The organism is Inquilinus sp. YAF38, from assembly GCF_052113205.1.
GTDB lineage: Bacteria > Pseudomonadota > Alphaproteobacteria > DSM-16000 > Inquilinaceae > Inquilinus.
The window spans coordinates 1-16,546 of record NZ_JBFRCU010000064.1; the positions used below are offsets into that span (position 1 = coordinate 1).

11 protein-coding genes and 2 pseudogenes are annotated in these 16,546 nt (G+C 68.2%); 7 read left to right on the forward strand and 6 right to left on the reverse strand.

Annotated elements, in window-relative coordinates:
- A pseudogene (locus tag AB4Z01_RS24510) lies at positions 1 to 215 on the reverse strand (hypothetical protein); the annotation flags it as partial.
- A 164-nt stretch (positions 216 to 379) separates the two neighbouring features.
- Between AB4Z01_RS24510 and AB4Z01_RS24515 the strand changes: the two are divergent.
- The 5 genes and pseudogenes from AB4Z01_RS24515 to AB4Z01_RS24535 all read left to right on the forward strand — a co-directional run bounded on the left by AB4Z01_RS24515 (position 380) and on the right by AB4Z01_RS24535 (position 6,413).
- Positions 380 to 859, forward strand: coding sequence for a hypothetical protein (locus AB4Z01_RS24515; protein WP_441698452.1), 480 nt, complete (start codon positions 380 to 382; stop codon positions 857 to 859).
- A gap of 34 nt (positions 860 to 893) precedes the next feature.
- Positions 894 to 1,937 (forward strand): L-glyceraldehyde 3-phosphate reductase, encoded by a 1,044-nt coding sequence (gene mgrA, locus AB4Z01_RS24520; RefSeq protein WP_441698454.1) that lies wholly within the window; start codon positions 894 to 896, stop codon positions 1,935 to 1,937.
- 169 nt (positions 1,938 to 2,106) lie between these two features.
- Positions 2,107 to 2,408 (forward strand): annotated as a pseudogene (locus AB4Z01_RS24525) (Tn3 family transposase).
- Positions 2,405 to 5,137 carry a DEAD/DEAH box helicase gene (locus tag AB4Z01_RS24530; protein WP_441698456.1) on the forward strand — a complete coding sequence of 911 codons (2,733 nt, stop codon included), beginning with the start codon at positions 2,405 to 2,407 and terminating at the stop codon, positions 5,135 to 5,137. Before AB4Z01_RS24525 ends, AB4Z01_RS24530 begins: the two are co-directional and overlap by 4 nt.
- A gap of 4 nt (positions 5,138 to 5,141) precedes the next feature.
- Positions 5,142 to 6,413 (forward strand): SWIM zinc finger family protein, encoded by a 1,272-nt coding sequence (locus tag AB4Z01_RS24535; RefSeq protein ID WP_441698458.1) that lies wholly within the window; start codon positions 5,142 to 5,144, stop codon positions 6,411 to 6,413.
- A gap of 60 nt (positions 6,414 to 6,473) precedes the next feature.
- Here AB4Z01_RS24535 and AB4Z01_RS24540 read toward each other — a convergent pair whose 3' ends face one another.
- The 5 genes from AB4Z01_RS24540 to AB4Z01_RS24560 form a co-directional block, all read right to left on the reverse strand.
- The gene (locus AB4Z01_RS24540; protein ID WP_441698460.1) at positions 6,474 to 7,907 is read right to left on the reverse strand and encodes a glycoside hydrolase family 15 protein; all 1,434 of its coding nucleotides are present in this window, start codon (positions 7,905 to 7,907) and stop codon (positions 6,474 to 6,476) included.
- A gap of 145 nt (positions 7,908 to 8,052) precedes the next feature.
- The gene (locus tag AB4Z01_RS24545) at positions 8,053 to 9,345 is read right to left on the reverse strand and encodes a glucoamylase family protein (RefSeq protein ID WP_441698462.1); all 1,293 of its coding nucleotides are present in this window, start codon (positions 9,343 to 9,345) and stop codon (positions 8,053 to 8,055) included.
- The gene (locus tag AB4Z01_RS24550; RefSeq protein ID WP_441698464.1) at positions 9,342 to 11,195 is read right to left on the reverse strand and encodes an ABC transporter ATP-binding protein/permease; all 1,854 of its coding nucleotides are present in this window, start codon (positions 11,193 to 11,195) and stop codon (positions 9,342 to 9,344) included. The genes AB4Z01_RS24545 and AB4Z01_RS24550 overlap by 4 nt, the downstream gene beginning before the upstream one ends.
- A gap of 627 nt (positions 11,196 to 11,822) precedes the next feature.
- The gene (locus tag AB4Z01_RS24555; RefSeq protein WP_441698466.1) at positions 11,823 to 12,755 is read right to left on the reverse strand and encodes a 3-keto-5-aminohexanoate cleavage protein; all 933 of its coding nucleotides are present in this window, start codon (positions 12,753 to 12,755) and stop codon (positions 11,823 to 11,825) included.
- Between the two features lie 17 nt (positions 12,756 to 12,772).
- On the reverse strand, positions 12,773 to 13,717 hold the full coding sequence (locus AB4Z01_RS24560; RefSeq protein ID WP_441698468.1) for a 3-hydroxyacyl-CoA dehydrogenase: 945 nt from the start codon (positions 13,715 to 13,717) through the stop codon (positions 12,773 to 12,775).
- Positions 13,718 to 13,862: 145 nt separating this feature from the next.
- On the opposite strand from AB4Z01_RS24560, the gene AB4Z01_RS24565 reads away from it, so the two are divergent.
- A complete protein-coding gene (locus AB4Z01_RS24565; RefSeq protein WP_441698470.1) occupies positions 13,863 to 14,639 on the forward strand; it encodes an SDR family oxidoreductase in 777 nt (258 codons plus the stop codon).
- Between the two features lie 179 nt (positions 14,640 to 14,818).
- The gene (locus AB4Z01_RS24570; protein WP_441698472.1) at positions 14,819 to 16,543 is read left to right on the forward strand and encodes a DUF4344 domain-containing metallopeptidase; all 1,725 of its coding nucleotides are present in this window, start codon (positions 14,819 to 14,821) and stop codon (positions 16,541 to 16,543) included.
- The last annotated feature ends 3 nt before the right edge of the window (positions 16,544 to 16,546 follow it).

Here is a 16,546-nt window from a genome sequence, read left to right on the forward strand (position 1 = left end):
GGATTGGCGGCCTGGTTCGCGGCGGCGCGGTCGGCCAGCGCCAACTCGGTCTTCAGCTCGGCGATCTTGCGGTCCATGGCGTCCCGCAGCGTCTTCGAGGTGTGATTGCCGAGATGGACGCGCTTCTGCTCCAACTCCTGCAACTGCTTCTGCTTTTCCTCGCGGTTGCGGCGAATCGGGGCGCCGTCGGACCGCTGTCCGTCAAAAGAACGCATAACTGGCCCTACACTGGGTTTTCGAGAGGATGCCATGGGCACGGCCCGAGGCCGCACCGCATCCACGGAAGCGCTGGCCTAACCGATCCGGGGGCCATCGTGCAAGCTGGTATGTCGTCCATCCTCGCGCTAGGGTCGCTGCCTTACGACGGAGGGGCGGGGACGTGAAGCCATCGACACGCAGCTTGCGACTCTGGCGCGCCGCGGGCCTGGCGCTGCTGATCGGCCTGTTCGCCACGGTCCCGGCAGGGGCCGGCCCGAAGGACCACCGCTTCCGCATCACCGACGAACTCGGCCCCGACCAGGTCGAGGAGCTGATCGCGGTCGGCATCGACGGCCGCACCATCGGCGTCCTCCACGTCACCAAGGACGACCCGGTCGCCGAGCTGCAGGTCAAGGTGCCGGCCGGGCGGACGGTGCGCTACGAACTCTGCGGCTTCCTGGTCGTCCAGACGCCGGAGGGCGGCCGCCGCCAGCACCCGATCAACCACACCGGCACGATCGCGGATGCGGACGGGCGCGAGTTGCGCGCCTTCAACCAGAACAACGAGGTCTTCTACCTGCAGGACGGCGCGCCACAGGACGCCGGCGCAGCGAAGACCGCGATCGTCGGCACCGGGCAATGCGCCCAGCCGGTCGCCTGACGCCAAGACCACGATAGGTAGGACGGAAACAGCCATGCAGACGCCCTGGGTCGCCGATACGGCGCGCTACGAGACCGCCCGATTCCGCCGCTCCGGCCGCAGCGGGCTGCAGCTGCCGGAGATCTCGCTCGGCCTGTGGCAGAATTTCGGCGGGGTCGATCATGTCGAGACCGGACGCGCCGTGCTGCGCCGCGCCTTCGACCGCGGCGTCACCCATTTCGACTTGGCCAACAATTACGGCCCGCCCTACGGCTCGGCCGAGGAGAATTTCGGCCGCATCTTCGCCGCCGACTTCCGGCCCTATCGCGACGAGCTGCTGATCTCGACCAAGGCCGGCTACGACATGTGGCCGGGGCCCTACGGCAATTTCGGCTCGCGCAAATACCTGGTCGCCAGCCTGGACCAGAGCCTCAAGCGCATGGGGCTCGACTATGTCGACATCTTCTACTCGCACCGGCTCGACCCCGAGACGCCGCTGGAGGAGACGATGGGCGCGCTCGACCACGTCGTGCGCCAGGGCAAGGCGCTGTATGTCGGGATCTCCTCCTACTCGCCGGAGGCGACGCGCCAGGCCGCAGCGATCCTCAAGGATCTCGGCACGCCCTGCCTGATCCACCAGCCCTCCTATTCGATGCTCAACCGCTGGGTCGAGGACGGGCTGCTCGACACGCTGGAGGAGCTCGGCATCGGCTGCATCGCGTTCTCGCCGCTGGCGCAGGGCATGCTGACCTCGAAGTACCTCGACGGCGTGCCCGAGGATTCGCGGGCCAAGCGCGGCCGGTCGCTGCAGTCGAGGCTGCTGTCGGAGGGCAACATTGCCCGCATCCGCGAGCTCGACGGCATCGCCCGGCGCCGCGGCCAGACCCTGGCGCAGATGGCGCTGACCTGGGTGCTGCGCGACCCGCGCGTCACCTCGGCCCTGATCGGCGCCCGCTCGGTGGCCCAGCTCGACGACAGCCTCGACGCGCTGAAGGGCGCGCCGCTGACCGCCGAGGAGCTGGCGGAGATCGACCGGCACGCCCTCGACGGCGGCATCGACCTGTGGCGCGCCTCCTCGACCGCAAAGGCGGCGGGGTAGGGTAATGCGAACGTCGCTGGGATTCCGGCCACGCTGCCGACCGATCTGGGATGAGGTGGCCCGAGGCGGTGAGATCGGGAGCACGCGGTGAATCGGGATTTGGGTGCCGAAGCTCTGTCGCGCGGCGGACGAGGCGTTCCGCCGTGAGATCCACGACGGGCTGAACGTGGTGGAAAGCTGGAACAGCGCCAACGGCTTCATCTTCTCGGCAAGGGCGGCGAGATCGCCTCCAACCGCATGGAAGACCAGGAGATGGCCGTGCTGGCGCTGCACCCGCTGCGGAACTGCTTGGTCTATGTGAGCACGCTGATGCTGCAGCGGATCCTGTCTGAGCCCGGTTGGGAAGCGCGGCTGACGCCGGAGGACTGGCGCGGGCTGACGCCGCTGATCTACGTCCACATCAACCCCTATGGCCGATTCGACCCGGACCTCAGCCGCCGCATGGACTTCGAGCCGCGGATGGCAGCGTGACCGGCCATCCGTCCGACGGTCGGGCAGTGCCGATCAGCCTTCGCCTGACCCCACACGGCCATCTCATCGCGGAAGGCGCTGACGCAGCCGAGATCGCCGGCGCGTCCTCCATGGCGGCGCGCCTGGGCGAAGCGTTCGCCCAGGGCGCCGGACATGGCTTGCTGCGCCTCGGCGCGGGCGAGGTCGGCCAGCCCCTGCCACCAATCCTCGCGTGGTGGCGCGCCTTCGCAGCCCGCTATGTGACGGCACTCTGCCTGCACGCCGGAGGCGCGACGGAAGAGGCCTCGGTCTCAGCAGTCCTCGACGTTCCGGCGCCGGACGAGGCGGACCTCGGCACTCTGGTGCTGACAGCCCCGATGATGATCGGCGCCGAATACCTCACGCCGGAGGTGCTGCGGTCGCTCTGGGCCGAGATCGCCCAGGCGACGGCTGCCTGCCTCGCTGCCGCCGGCACCGACTTGCAGAGCTTCCTGAAGGCGCTCAACCCGGCCTGGAACCTGGTCGGCCGCGTGCATTTCAACCTGGCGGAGAACCGCAGCGATGCGGACAACCCCTTCGCCTTCATGGCCACCTACACCACCCACCTGTCGGCGCAGGCCAGGGCGCAGCACCTGCCGCTCGGCCAGGCCCTGCGCGAATACGCCGGCGCCGCCAACCGGGCCAAGCTGCTGTCACTGCTGCTGCCGGTGCAACGGGCCGCCGAGACCTGCTCCTGGCTCAAGCCGATGATCGACAGGGGGGAGATCTTCCATCCCCTGCGCTGGACACCGGGCGACGCCGCGCGCCTCCTCACCAGCGCCACCGACCTGGAACGAGCCGGGGTGGTGGTGCGCATGCCGGCCACCTGGCGCGCCGGACGCCCATCGCGGCCACAGGTTGCCGCCGTCGTCGGCAGCAACGCTCCTTCCGTGCTCGGCTTGGACGGCCTCCTGGACTTCACGGTCGAGATGACCCTCGGCGGCGAGACGCTGAGCGACCAGGAGATCGCCGCCCTGCTCGCCGGCACCGAAAGCCTCGTGCTGCTGCGCGGCCAGTGGGTCGAGGTCGACCGCGAGCGGCTTACCCGCACGCTGGACCGCTTCCAGGCGGCGGAGGCGCTGGCTCGGCGCGACGGCCTGACCTTCGCCATGGCGATGCGGATGCTGGCCGGCCTCCCCGCGGAGGAGACCCCCGACGACATCACCGCCGACTGGTCGCGCGTCACCGCCGGGCCATGGCTGGCCGCCGCCCTGCAGTCGCTGCGCGCTCCGAACGGCGGTGGAATCGATCCAGGCCCTGCGCTGCACGGCACCCTCAGGCCGTACCAGAAGGCCGGCGCCCAGTGGCTGCACCTGCTGTCCGGGCTCGGCCTCGGCGCCTGCCTGGCCGACGACATGGGGCTGGGCAAGACCATCCAGGTGCTGGCCCTTCTCCTGGCGCAGCGCCGGATGGCCGGCGCTGCTGCACCTCCTTGCCTCCTGGTGGCTCCCGCCTCGCTGCTGGCGAACTGGATGGCCGAGATCGAGCGTTTCGCTCCCAGCCTGACGGCAAGGATCCTGCATCCCTCGGCCATGACCGCCGAAGAGATGCGGCAGTTCTCTCCGGAGCAGAGCCAGGAGCTGGACCTGGCAATCACCAGCTACGGCACGCTCTTGCGCATGCCGATCCTGGTCGATATCGCCTGGCGGCTCGTCATCCTCGACGAGGCCCAGGCGATCAAGAACCCGAACGCCAAGCAGACACGGGCCGCCAAGGCCCTGAAGGCTCAGGCCCGGATCGCCCTGACCGGGACGCCGGTCGAGAACGATCTCGGCGACCTCTGGTCGATCTTCGATTTCATCAACCCGGGCCTCCTCGGCACCGCCAAACAGTTCGGCAAGGTCGCCGCCAAGCTCGCCGAACGCGACCACAACCCCTACGGCCCGCTGCGCGAGCTCGTCCGGCCCTACATCCTGCGGCGCATGAAGACGGACAAGTCGATCATCGCCGACCTGCCCGACAAGACCGAGGTCAAGGCCCATTGCCATCTCAGCCGCCGCCAGGCCGCGCTCTATGGCCAGGCGGTAGAGGATCTGGCCGAGACGCTGGAGGCCGCCGACGGCATCCAGCGCCGGGGTCTCGTCCTGGCGACGCTGATGCGCCTCAAGCAGATCTGCAACCACCCCTCGCAGTGGCTCCATGACGACGCCTGGGACGAGGCGGACAGCGGCAAGCTGGCCCGGCTGCGCGAGATTGCTGAAGCGGTGGCCGTCCGGCAGGAGAAGATGCTGGTCTTCACCCAGTTCCAGGAGGTCATCGCGCCGCTCGCGGCCTTCCTCGGCTCGGTGTTCGGCCGCGCCGGGCTCGTGCTGCACGGCGACACCGCCGTCGGCAAACGCAAGGATCTGGTCGCGACCTTCCAGGAGGATGAGACGGTGCCGTTCTTTGTCCTGTCGCTGAAGGCCGGAGGCTCCGGGCTGACCCTGACGGCGGCGTCGCATGTCGTGCATTTCGACCGCTGGTGGAACCCGGCGGTGGAGAACCAGGCCACCGACCGGGCCTTCCGCATCGGTCAGAACAGGAACGTCCTGGTGCACAAGTTCCTGTGCCGCGGCACCGTGGAGGAGAAGATCGACGCCATGATCGACGCCAAGCAGGGGCTCGCCGACGCTTTGCTGGCGAACACCAGGGAAATCACCCTGACCGAACTTTCCGACGACGCCCTCCTGCGGCTGGTCCGCCTCGACCTCGACGCCGCGATGAAGGACTGAGCCTATGTCGCGATACGACGACCACGGCGGCTGGGCCCCCTACGTCCCCGTCGCCGAGCGGCGCCGCAGGGCCGCCCGCGAGGTCGAGACGCTGCGCCGCAAGGGCCATCCCGTCGCGCCGGTGACGATCGAGGGTCGCCAGATCGCCACCACCTTCTGGGGCAAGGCCTGGTGTGACAACATGGAGAGCTATCACGACTTCGAGAGCCGCCTCCCCCGCGGTCGCACCTATGTGCGCAACGGCTCGGTGCTCGACCTGCAGATCGCCCGCGGCAAGGTCACTGCGCTGGTCAGCGGCTCGGAACTCTACCGCGTGGCCATCGCCATCACCGAGATCCCGAAGGCGAAGTGGGAGGCCATCCGCGCCGATTGCTCCACCGGCATCGACAGCCTGGTCGAGCTGCTACAGGGCCGCTTCTCCAAGGGCATCATGGAGCGCCTCTGCCGGCAGAATGCCGGGCTGTTCCCGAAGCCGACGGAGATCCGCCTCTCCTGCACCTGCCCGGACTATGCGTCGATGTGCAAGCACGTCGCCGCGGCGCTGTACGGCATCGGCGCCCGGCTCGATCACGCGCCGGAGCTGCTGTTCCAGCTGCGTGGCGTCGACGGCGGCGATCTGGTCGCCCAGGTCGACGCATCGTTGCCGATCTCGATCACGGACGTGACCGCCGACAAGGTGCTGGCCGCGGATGACCTCTCAGCGCTGTTCGGCCTCGACATGGCCGAGCAGCCGGCCGCGCCGCCAGAGCCGCCGTTCAAACGGCGCGAGCCCAACTCCCCGGCCCCGAAAGGTCGCCAGCCTGCCGCCAAGGCAAACCGGGCCAAGACGCCCGGCAATCCCGACACACCGTCCCTTATCCTCACTGTGGACGTATTCATCTCCGCTGCCGCGTCCAACGTCCTGGGCGTGGTGGTCGCCGATGGCGGCAGCCCCAAGCGCGACGTCACGACCACCCTGGAATTCGACTCGCAAACGCTCGGCGAGGCCCTGGCCCAGGCCCGGGAGTTTGTCGAACGCGGCATCGACGACCTGTTCGGCCCGCAATGGACGCGCTGGTTCCAAGCCTCTTATGGCTGGCAGCTCTCCGAGATCGGCTTCGATCCCGAGACGGGGCTGCACCTCCGTGAGCCGATCCCGCCAGATCCGTCAGCACAGCGGACGGTGGCCTCAGCACACCCAGCCATAAAGCCGCCGCGCAGAGCGCGCGCAAACGGTCGATTGAGCGACCAAAAACCCACCCCAGCAAAAACAAAGACAGCAAAAACAAAGACTTGATCCGCACACAAACCTGTCGCCAAATTGTGCTCAAAGGAAGAGGCAACGCAGTGCTGCTCGTCAGAGGCCGCTCGACGCTTGCCGCCGCGCCTGGACCGCAGTGATAAAGCCGGCATAGCTCCAGCCGAGATGCTTGGCCGAGGTCTGGGCGCCGGTGGCGCGGTCGAACTGTTCGGAGAGGGCACCGTCGGCCGGGGTAAAGACCTGGACCGTGGCCAGGAAGGCGTCGCCGCGGGCGATGAAGGCGGCGGCCAAGCGCCGGCTGCCGAGATCATCCGCCTGCGGTGGCTCGGCACCCAACACACGGGCAACGAAGCGGTGGTTGTCGGCAGTCAGAGCGAACTCCGTGCCGCCGGCCAGCGCCGCGGCCAGGCGATAGTGGAACTCCGCCGCCGCCAGGGTCGCGATGTACCAAGCGCCGCCGCCGTAGTAGCGGTCCTCACGATATCGACCCAGCGCCGGGGCCGGCCGCTCGGCATTGATCGGGAACAGGCCGGCGAACAGATCCTCCAGCGCAGCGAGCGTCGCCTGAGCCTTCGGGTCGAGCACGCTGTGCGGCTCGGAAGAGAGCCCGGCATGGAGCACGCCGAGGATCACGGCGATGTCGAGGTCGCGGTCCGGCACGCCGGACGCCGCCGGCAGCAGGCTGGCATAGGCACCGGCCTCGGGCCGCCAATGGCCGTCCGCCGCCGCAGCAAGCGCCGCCGAGGCCCCCCGGCACCGCTTGGCAGTCTCGGCGTCGCCTCGAGCCTCCAGCCACTCCGCGCCCCGACGCAGCGCCGCGCATTGCACGACGCCGGTGTAGTAGTCGTGGCCCAGGCTGTCCTCCCAGATCTCGAAGCTGGGCTCGGCGTGATGCGCCAGGACGAAGTCGAGGTCGATACGCAGCAGCGCGGCCGCCTCGTCCCGGACGTCCGGCTCCAGCACCCCGGCCTCCAGGCAGCGCAGCAGGGTCAGAGCCTGCAGCGCCGACCCGTCATGCTGCGGCCGTGACCAGTTCAGCGTGTCCAGCGTGCCGTCCGGATTGACCCGGACCTCGCCCCAGATCCGGTCGCCGGCGACGCCGCGCAGATCGGCCTCGGAGCGGACATGCTGCACGAAATCCGGGTCGACGCCCTGCTTTGGATCGCCGCGGGCCAGCACCGCGGCGCCGGTCAGCCCGCGCAAGCCGAGGCTGAAGCGGATGTAATCCCGGAGATGGCCAGCATCCGCGGCAGGCCGGGTGCCGTCGGCCACCAGGATCCGCAGCGCGTCCATCACCAGCGCCGAATCCCGAAACCAGTGGAAGAAATAGTCCGGGTCGGGGTCGTAGGCGCCCATCACCGCCGAGGCCACGACCGATCCCAGCCGCGGCACTATGCGCTGGCGGAAGGGTGGGCGCTCCTTCACCAGATGGGTGGCGGAGACGCCGAGCGTCAGGTTGCGGGCGGCGACAGCGTATTGCCGATCAAGCCAGCCAACCAATGAAGCTTCGCCCTTTCCATCGGATGTCATCGGTAGTCGTTCACTCCGGCTTCTAAAACCGTCATCGCGAGGAGCGGAGCGACGTGGCGATCCAGAGGATCGATCTCTGGATGGCCACGCCCCTTCGGGGCTCGCCATGACGATGGTGAGCGTAGAGCCTTGATGTTTGCCTCGGCTAGCGCTTGCCCAGATGCGGGCTCTCGAATCCGAGGGTGCGCAGGCCGCGCTGCACGTCCGGGTCGCTCATGAACAGCTTCCACAGCAGCCCGGTGCGGTGGTTCTCGATCATCACCACGATCGGGCCCTGGTCGATCGCCAGATAGGTGTCGGCCACCCAGTCGGCCTGTTCGGAGAAGGCGTCGACGAAGCCGTATTTGTCCCAGATCCGGTCTCCGAGCTTGTCATAGAAGTGCCGCAGCGCCCGCATCGACTGCTCGGGTGTGTAGGGCATCGCCGAGAGCGCCGCGGTCGGGGAGATGACGCCGAGGTCGTTGTCCGGCGCATGCGCCGAATAGCCGCCCGGGGTGTCGCTGGCCGTCAGGCCCCAGCAATCCGGCCCGTAGCCCTTGAAGCCGTTCGGGTTGCGGACGCAATGCTCGTGGTTGATCAGCGTGTGCCGGCGGTTCTGCTCCCAGTAGTCGGCGTACTGATCCTTCAGCCCGCGCGGGTCGAGGCCGAGAAAGGAGTAGTGGCTGAAGAACAGCGGCCCGCCATAGGGCATGCCTAGCGGCAGCTCGATGTCGTAGTAGCCGCGCTGGCTCAGGAAGTACCGGCCGACGGCCCAGCCGCGGTGATAGACCTCGGCATCGATGGCGTAGCGCGGCGAGGCGGCGGCCATGACATAGGTGATCAGGCACTCGTTCCAGCCGCGGATCTCATGGCCCAGGCCCCAGCCGTTGTTGGCGCCCCAGTGCCAGAACAGCACGTTCAGACCGCCGCGCGTGTACCAGCTCCACTCGGTCTCGTTCCACAGCCAGGCGATATGGTTGCGCAGCTCGGTCTCGTCGGCGGCATCGCGGTCGAAATAGCGGCGGGCGGTCAGCAGCCCCTGAAACAGGAAGGCGGTCTCGACCAGGTCGCCGCCATCGTCTTTGCGGCTGAACGAGACGGTGGCACCCGTGCGGCCGTCGAGGAAATGCGGGAACACGCCGTGATGCGATGTGGTGTGCTCGAGGTGGCGGACGATCGTCATCAGCCGCTCGACCGCGGCGGCACGATCGATCCAGCCGCGCTCGGCCGCGACGATGATGGCCATGATGCCGAAGCCGGAACCGCCGGTCGTCACCCAGTCGTTCGGCGCCTTGCCGGCGCGGTCGGTGCGGTCGGGGATCATGCCGCTGACCGGATGAGCCGCCTCCCAGAAGAAGCGGAAGGTCTGACGCTGCACGAGGTCGAGCAGGGCGTCGTCCGACAGCGCCGCGGCGCCCTTCTTGGAAGCGCGGCGGGCCGGTGCCGGTCGTTTGGTCATTCCATCGGGTCTCGGTGGTGGAGCAGGGGGGCGAAGCCGGCGGAGGAGGGGATGGCCCGCCGCGGCGGCCTGCCGATCGGGATCCGGCGCTCGCCCGTGACCTCGTCAGTCAGGTGCAGTCGCAGGACGCGGGTGTAGAAGCCGTTCTTGACCTCGCGCCGGGCGATGGTGATCACCGCCGTCTCCGGCAGCTCGCGCTCGAAGATCGACATCGCCGTCTTCCGCCGCTCCTCGTCCAGCGCGTCGACCATCTCGTCGATGAACACCCATTGCGGCTTATGCAGCAGCAGCCGGGCGAAGGTCAGGGTCTGCAGCTCATCGCTGGTCAGCTCCTTGTCCCAGTTCTTGACCTGGTCGAGCGAGACCTCGTGGTGCCCCATCTCGGTGCGGTTCAGCGCGGCGCAGATCTCGTCGTCGGTGAAGCTGGACGCGTCCATCGGATAGGTTAGGGCGTCGCGCAGCGGGCCGGGCGGCAAATAGGGCCGCTGCGGCAGGAACATGGTGCGGGCCTGAGGCGGCATCAGGATGCGGCCGGTGCCCCAGGGCCACAGCCCGGCGAAGGCGCGGAACAGCGTGCTCTTGCCGCCGCCGGTCCGGCCGACGATCAGCACGTGCTCGCCCGGCTTGATCTCGACCTGCTCGTCGTCCAGCACCGCCATGCCGCCGGCCGACAGCACGCCCAGCTTCTCGAAGCCCAGCGTGTCGCCGGCGCCCTCGGCGATCTCGATCTTGCGCGGCTCGCCGTTCATGGTCTCCAGCGTCACCAGCGTCTCGCGGAAGCTCATCACCCGCAGCAGCGTCGCCCGCCAGTCGGCCAGGTTGCTGAAATTGTCGACGAACCAGCGCAGCGCCTGCTGCACCTGGACGAAGGCGCCGACCGCCACCATCAGCTCGCCGAAGGTCAGGTCGCCGCCGAAATAGCCGGGCGAGGCAACCAGGATCGGGGCGACGATGGTGAACCAGCCATAGCCGGCGGTGACCCAGGTCAGGTTGGTGACGGCGCGGACATAGCGCAGCATCACCACGATGATCCGGTCGAGGTCGCCGTCCAGGCGCCGGCGCTCGTCCGCCTCGCCGCTGTCGAGAGTGATGCCGTCGACATGCTCGTTGACCCGGACCAATGCCGCGCGCAGATCGGCTTCGCGGGCATAGCGTTCGGCATTGATGTTGATCAGCGGCCGGCCGACGCGAAAGCTGACCCAGGAGGCGGCTGCGGCGTAGAGCAGGGCGCACCACACCATGTAGCCGGGGATCGAGATCGGCATGCCGTCGATCTTGAGGGCGATGCCCTGGGACAGAATCCACAGCACGCCGACGAAGCTGATCAGCAGCAGGGTCGACTGCAACAGGCCGATGCCGAGATCGGTCGACAGCTCGGTCAGGTGGCGCGCATCCTCATGGATGCGCTGGTCCGGGTTCTCGCCGATCTCACCGGCTCCGGCCAGGCGGAAGGCGCGCTTCGGCTTCAGCCACTCGCCGAACAGGTCGCGGGTCAGCCCGGCCCGCAGCCGCACCTTGAGCGTCTGGTTGATCCAGACCTGGGCAACGTTCAGCGTCAGCAGCACGCCGGCGATGAAAACGAAGACCACCAGCTGGTGCAGGAAGCCGCTCAGGCTCTTCTGCGCCAGCGCGTCATAGAAGGGCTGGTTCCAGGCGTTCAGCCGGATCTGCGCCCCCGCGGTCAGGGCGATGACGACGACGACGCCGGCAATGAGAACCAGGATGCGCTTCCAGTCGGGCGATGCCCGCAGCGTCCGGAACAGGGTCAGAAGCTGAAAGAGCAGTGTCTGACTGACGATCGAAGGGCCTTGACCACCAGCCATCTGCGACGCCTCGGGCGCCTGTGCCATTGAACCTGTCCGTTCCCTAACGCTTCTTGCGCCCCCTTTCGGGATGCTTGCCTCGATCATACGCATAGACGCGATATCGGTCGTGCACCGAATTGAAGCACCAGGTTTTGTGCGGGGTTGCGCGCCCATCACGACACGCGTTTCGCACGAATGTCGGCGGGAAAGCGGCAGACTCGGCGGGACATCTCCCGGAGATCGGCCGAAGATCGTCCAGCCTCACGACGTCCCGAAGCGGCAGAAGAAATCGCCCCCCGCCCCTTCAAATCGACAATCATGCCGCTTCTAATGATCTGCATATCAGAAACAAAATAACCATTACATTGAGAGATTGATGATGATCTCCGATTGAAGACTAGCTCTGCACTAAAAGTGTAACACGGAGCTCGGGCTGATCCTCTACCAATATCGGATGAAGCCGGCGAAACGAAGGCGGGGCTGCCACATTGTGGCGTGACGTGGGATTCCGGCCACAGCAATGACCGTCCCGCTTCGGCTCGCGGCGGTGCGGCCCGGTCGGGGTTCGGATTGGTGAGGTGCAGGGCCGTGTCCATACCCACATGGAAGCACGAGCCGCCGGCCCGGGCTGTGACTGCCGTAACAGCCCGGGGCCTGTGTCGTCCGATCGTGTCAGAAAGCCACGCGGTCGCCGCCCTTTAGCGCCAGCATCTCGCGGGCTTCGTCCGGCGAAGCGATCTCCAATCCCAGCCCCTCGATGATCTGGCGGGCGAGACGGACCTGCTGGGCGTTCGATTCCGCCAGCTTGCCGGGACCGGCCCAGAGCGAATCCTCGAGCCCGACCCGGACATTGCCGCCCATCGCCGCCGCCATCGCCGCGATCGGCAGCTGGCTGCGCCCGGCGCCGAGCACCGACCATTCGTACTGGTCGCCGAACAGCCGGTCGGCGGTGCGCTTCATATGCGCCACATCCTCCGGATGCGGGCCGATGCCGCCGAGGATGCCGAACACGGTCTGAACGAACAGCGGCGGCTTGACCAGGCCGCGCTCCAGGAAATGGTGCAGGTTGTAGAGATGCGAGGTGTCATAGCATTCGAACTCGAAGCGGATGCCGTCGTCGCTCAGGGTCCGCAGCACGAACTCGATATCCTTGAAGCTGTTGCGGAACACCAGGTCGCGCGACGCCTCCAGCGCCTCCGGCTCCCAGGAATGCTTGAACTCCTTGAACCGGTTGAGCATCGGGAAAAGGCCGAAGTTCATCGACCCCATATTCAGCGACGCCACCTCCGGCTTGAAGGTCTGGGCCGGCAGGATGCGCTCCTCGACGCGCATCCAGGGGGCGCCGCCGGTGGTCAGGTTCACCACGCAGTTCGAGCGCTGCTTGATCACCTTGAGGAAGGGCTCGAAGGCCTGCGGCGTCTGGTCGGGCTTGCCGCTCTCCGGGTCGCGGGCATGCAGATGGACGATGGCGGCCCCGGCTTCGGCGGCGCCGATCGCCGCCTCGGCGATCTCGGCCGCGGTCACCGGCAGGTGGGGTGACATCGACGGGGTATGGATCGCCCCGGTGACGGCGCAGGTGATGACGATCTTGCGGCTCTTGGCCATCTGGTCTGTCCTCCGGCTCAGGAAACGGTCGGGTCTTCGGGCTGCGCAGTCTTGTGGGCCTTCAGCGCCGCCAGGCGGCGGTCGCGCCAGGCGCTGCGGGCAGCGAGCCGATCGGCATCCGGGGTCTCGCCCCAGCCGGCCAGCAGCCGGGCGACGGTGGGGCCATCCCACACCTCCGGCTTGGCAGGATCGGCGGCGAGGCGGCGGTAGAAGCCGGTGTAGCGGTCGCAATAGTCGGGGATGCCGCCCGGCGCATTCAGCTCGATGGTGCCGAAGGGGCCGAGGAAGGACCAGCGCAGGCCGAGCCCGTCTTTCACGGTCTTGTCCAGGTCCTGCGGGCTGATCACGCCGTCGCCAACCAGCCGGAAGGCCTCGGCCAGCAGGGCGCCCTGCAGCCGGTTCAGCACGAAGCCGTCGACCTCGCGGTGGATCGTGACCGGCTCCTGCCCGATGGCGCTGTAGATTTGGCGCGCCCGATCGATCGTCTCCGGGGCGGTCCAGGGCGCGCCGCACAGCTCGACCACCGGCACCAGATGCGGCGGGTTGACCGGATGGGCCACCAGGCAGCGGTCGCGGCCAGCGAGGCCCTCGGTGAAGCGCGAGGCGACGATGGCCGAGGTGGAGGAGGCGAGGATCGCGTCGCGCGGCGCCAGCCGGTCCAGCTCTGCGAAGACCGCGCGCTTGATCTCAGCCTCCTCGGGCAAGTTCTCCTGGACCAGTTGGGCCTCAGCCACCGCCTCGGCCAGGGACCCGGCGGCCCGGACCCGCGCCGCGGCGCCGGCCGAGTCCTCGACCAGGCCATGGTCGGCGAGCTCCGCCAGCCCTTCGGCGATCAGCCCCGGCGCCGCCTCCAGCGCGGCGGCGCTGGAATCGGCCAGCCGCACCTGCCAGCCGGCGGCGGCGAAGACGATCGCCCAGGACCGGCCGATCAGCCCGGTGCCGATGATCGCGACGGTCGGCATGCCTCGTTCCCTCCCACAGTCTCGTTGTGCCAACGGTCCGACAAAGCGGGGCCTGGGTCCAGACCGCGATCGGCAACCCAGGCCGGCTTGGTTGTGATGGCCCGCCGGGATAGGGTTGCCGGCAACGAGCAAGGAGGAGAACGCCATGGATCTCGGCATCAAGGGACTGCGAGTCCTGGTCACCGCCGGCGCGTCCGGCATCGGGCGGGAGATCGTCCGCGCCTTCGTGGAGGAGGGCGCGCGGGTGCATGTTTGCGACGTCGACCAGGCAGCGCTCGAATCGCTGATGGCGGAAAGCCCGGCGATCAGCGCGACCCCGGCCGACATGTCCGACCGGACGGCCGTGGCCCGGCTGTTCGACGAGGCGCTGGCGGCGCTGGGCGGGCTCGACTGCCTGGTCAACAATGTCGGCATCGCCGGCCCGACCGGCCGGGTCGACGAAATCGATCCGGCGGAGTGGGACCGGACGCTGGCGGTCAACATCACCGGCCAGTTCAACTGCACCCGCCTGGCCGTGCCGCATCTGGCGAAGAGCGGCAACGCCAGCATCGTCAACCTGTCCTCCTCGGCCGGGCGGCTGGGCTTCCCGCTGCGCACGCCCTATGCCGCCTCGAAATGGGCGGTGGTCGGCTTCACCAAGTCGCTGTCGATCGAGCTCGGGCCCCTCGGCATCCGGGTCAACGCGATCCAGCCCGGCATCGTCGAGGGCGACCGCATCCGCCGCGTCTTCGCCGCCAAGGCGGAGCAGCGTGGCGTCACGGCCGAGGCGCTGCAGGAACAGTCCCTGGCGCAAGCCTCGATCCGGGAGATGATCCAGCCGCGCCAACTGGCCGACCAGATCCTGCTGCTGGCCTCGCCCCGCGGCCGTACCATCTCCGGCCAGGCGATCAGCATCTGCGGCGACCTGCAGTCGCTGGCCTGAGATCGGCGTCCCGCTGGATACTGATCTTCCTAGGCAGGGGCTTTTCAGACCTTCTCCGCTCGGTTCTCAATTGCGTGTGGTCTCGGCCTGATTCTCAACAAATTCGTCCAATATCAGGCCGTGAGAGGGTTTGGAGGGGAAAGATGGTGGGAAGGGAATCGGAACGCGGCTCTCGTCGCGTGAGGGCGGCGGTCGTTGCGGCCTTGATCGTCTGCGGCCTGCTGGGGGCGGCGTCCTCCGGCCTGGCCCAAACGCCGCGGCAGCAGGCCGGCTCCATCGGCGCGTCCGATCTCGACGGCATGCTGAACGTCCCCGAGAAGAAGCTGCTGCAGGAGGGGCTGATCTGGCTCGGCTACTACAATGGCTGGGCCGACGGCGTCCTCGCGCGCGGCACGCGCGACGCGATCTGGACTTGGCAGGAGCAGAACGGCGTCCAGCCCACTGGCCGGCTCGACGGTGAGCAGGCGCTCAGGCTCGCCGGCTCCGCCTTCTCGGCCAGGGATCGGTTCGGCTGGCAGCCGCTGGCCGATTCCCGCAGCCGGATCACCCTGTCCTATCCCTCGAAGCTGCTGACCGAGCAGAAGAACTCCGACATGGGCGGGCTGCTGCTGGACAGCGATGACGGCAACGTCTCCCTGATGACCGTCCGGATGACCGACATCAAGCCCGGCCAGATCGACGCCCTGTACGACGCGTTGGCCGGCGACCAGAAGTCCACGGTCACCTACGAGTTCCGGCGTGACACCCTGTTCATCCTCAGCGGCAACCGCGGATCGGGCAAGTTCTACGCCCGCTACGAGCAGCGCGGGGGCGAGATCCGCGGCTACGACCTGATCTGGGATGCCGCCCACGACAAGGAGATGGGTCCGGTCTCGGTCATGGTGTCGAACAGCTTCTACCCGTTCGGCTACGACACGCCGCAGGAGGATCCGAGCTATCCGACCCTGCAGGCGCTGCTGGACGCCAAGGAGCAGGCCGGCGGGGCCGGGCAGGGCGGAGGCGGCACCTCGGGCGGTACGGAACCGCCCCCGCAGCGGACCAGCGCCGCGGGCAACCCGAAGGGCGGCACGCCCTTCAGCTACGAGTACCAGGAGCCGAAGAGCCAGGAGATGCAGCGGGCGTACCAGTTCGTGCAGGACACGGACCTGATCCGCCAGATCCCCGAGATCCGGACCATGGACGGCATGTTCAACATGCCGCGGCCGCTGGCCTTCGTCGCCGGCGAATGCGGAGCTGTGAACGCCTTCTACTCGCCCAAGGAATCGATGATCGCCCTCTGCTACGAGATGGTCGATTCCCTGGTGCGAGAAGGCCATGCCCTGGCCAAGCAGACCGGGGGCGGCTCGGATTTCCAGACCGACTATGTGAAGCAGAACATCCGCTTCATCCTGCTGCACGAGACCGGGCACGCGCTGATCGACATCCTCGGCCTGCCCTCGACCGGGCGCGAGGAGGATGCCGTCGACCAGTTGGCGGCCGTGACGATGATGCTGAACAACTGGGACAACGAGGCGACCGACGAGGTCATCGCCTCGCTCAAGCTGGTCGCGCTCTGGTTCTCGGTGAATGGCAGCGGCGGCGGCAGCAACCAGGACGCCGACATGGCCCGCTACGCCGACGAGCATTCGCTGAGCGAGCAGCGCTATTTCAACCTGCTGTGCATGATGTATGGGCGCGACCCGGACCGCTATGCGCAGATCGTGCAGGACGGGCTGCTGCCCGAGGCGCGGGCAGGGCGCTGCCGGACCGAGACGGTCAAGATCTTCGAGGCCTGGAGCACGCTGCTGATCCCGCATTTCGCTTCGAACGCCAAATCCGACGGTGCCGGGGCGGGCACGGCCGGCACTGCCGCACAGCCGCAGGAAGAGCCGGAAGAAGACCCCTACGGCACGCTGAAGCGGTAGGCG

Bases quoted from the DNA above. Each gene is read 5' to 3' on its own strand.
- AB4Z01_RS24560 (WP_441698468.1), bottom strand. From the start codon at position 13,717: ATGCCGACCGTCGCGATCATCGGCACCGGGCTGATCGGCCGGTCCTGG.
- AB4Z01_RS24540 (WP_441698460.1), bottom strand. From the start codon at position 7,907: ATGACATCCGATGGAAAGGGCGAAGCTTCATTGGTTGGCTGGCTTGAT.
- AB4Z01_RS24550 (WP_441698464.1), bottom strand. From the start codon at position 11,195: ATGGCACAGGCGCCCGAGGCGTCGCAGATGGCTGGTGGTCAAGGCCCT.
- mgrA (WP_441698454.1), top strand. From the start codon at position 894: ATGCAGACGCCCTGGGTCGCCGATACGGCGCGCTACGAGACCGCCCGA.
- AB4Z01_RS24565 (WP_441698470.1), top strand. From the start codon at position 13,863: ATGGATCTCGGCATCAAGGGACTGCGAGTCCTGGTCACCGCCGGCGCG.
- AB4Z01_RS24535 (WP_441698458.1), top strand. From the start codon at position 5,142: ATGTCGCGATACGACGACCACGGCGGCTGGGCCCCCTACGTCCCCGTC.
- AB4Z01_RS24555 (WP_441698466.1), bottom strand. From the start codon at position 12,755: ATGGCCAAGAGCCGCAAGATCGTCATCACCTGCGCCGTCACCGGGGCG.
- AB4Z01_RS24545 (WP_441698462.1), bottom strand. From the start codon at position 9,345: ATGACCAAACGACCGGCACCGGCCCGCCGCGCTTCCAAGAAGGGCGCC.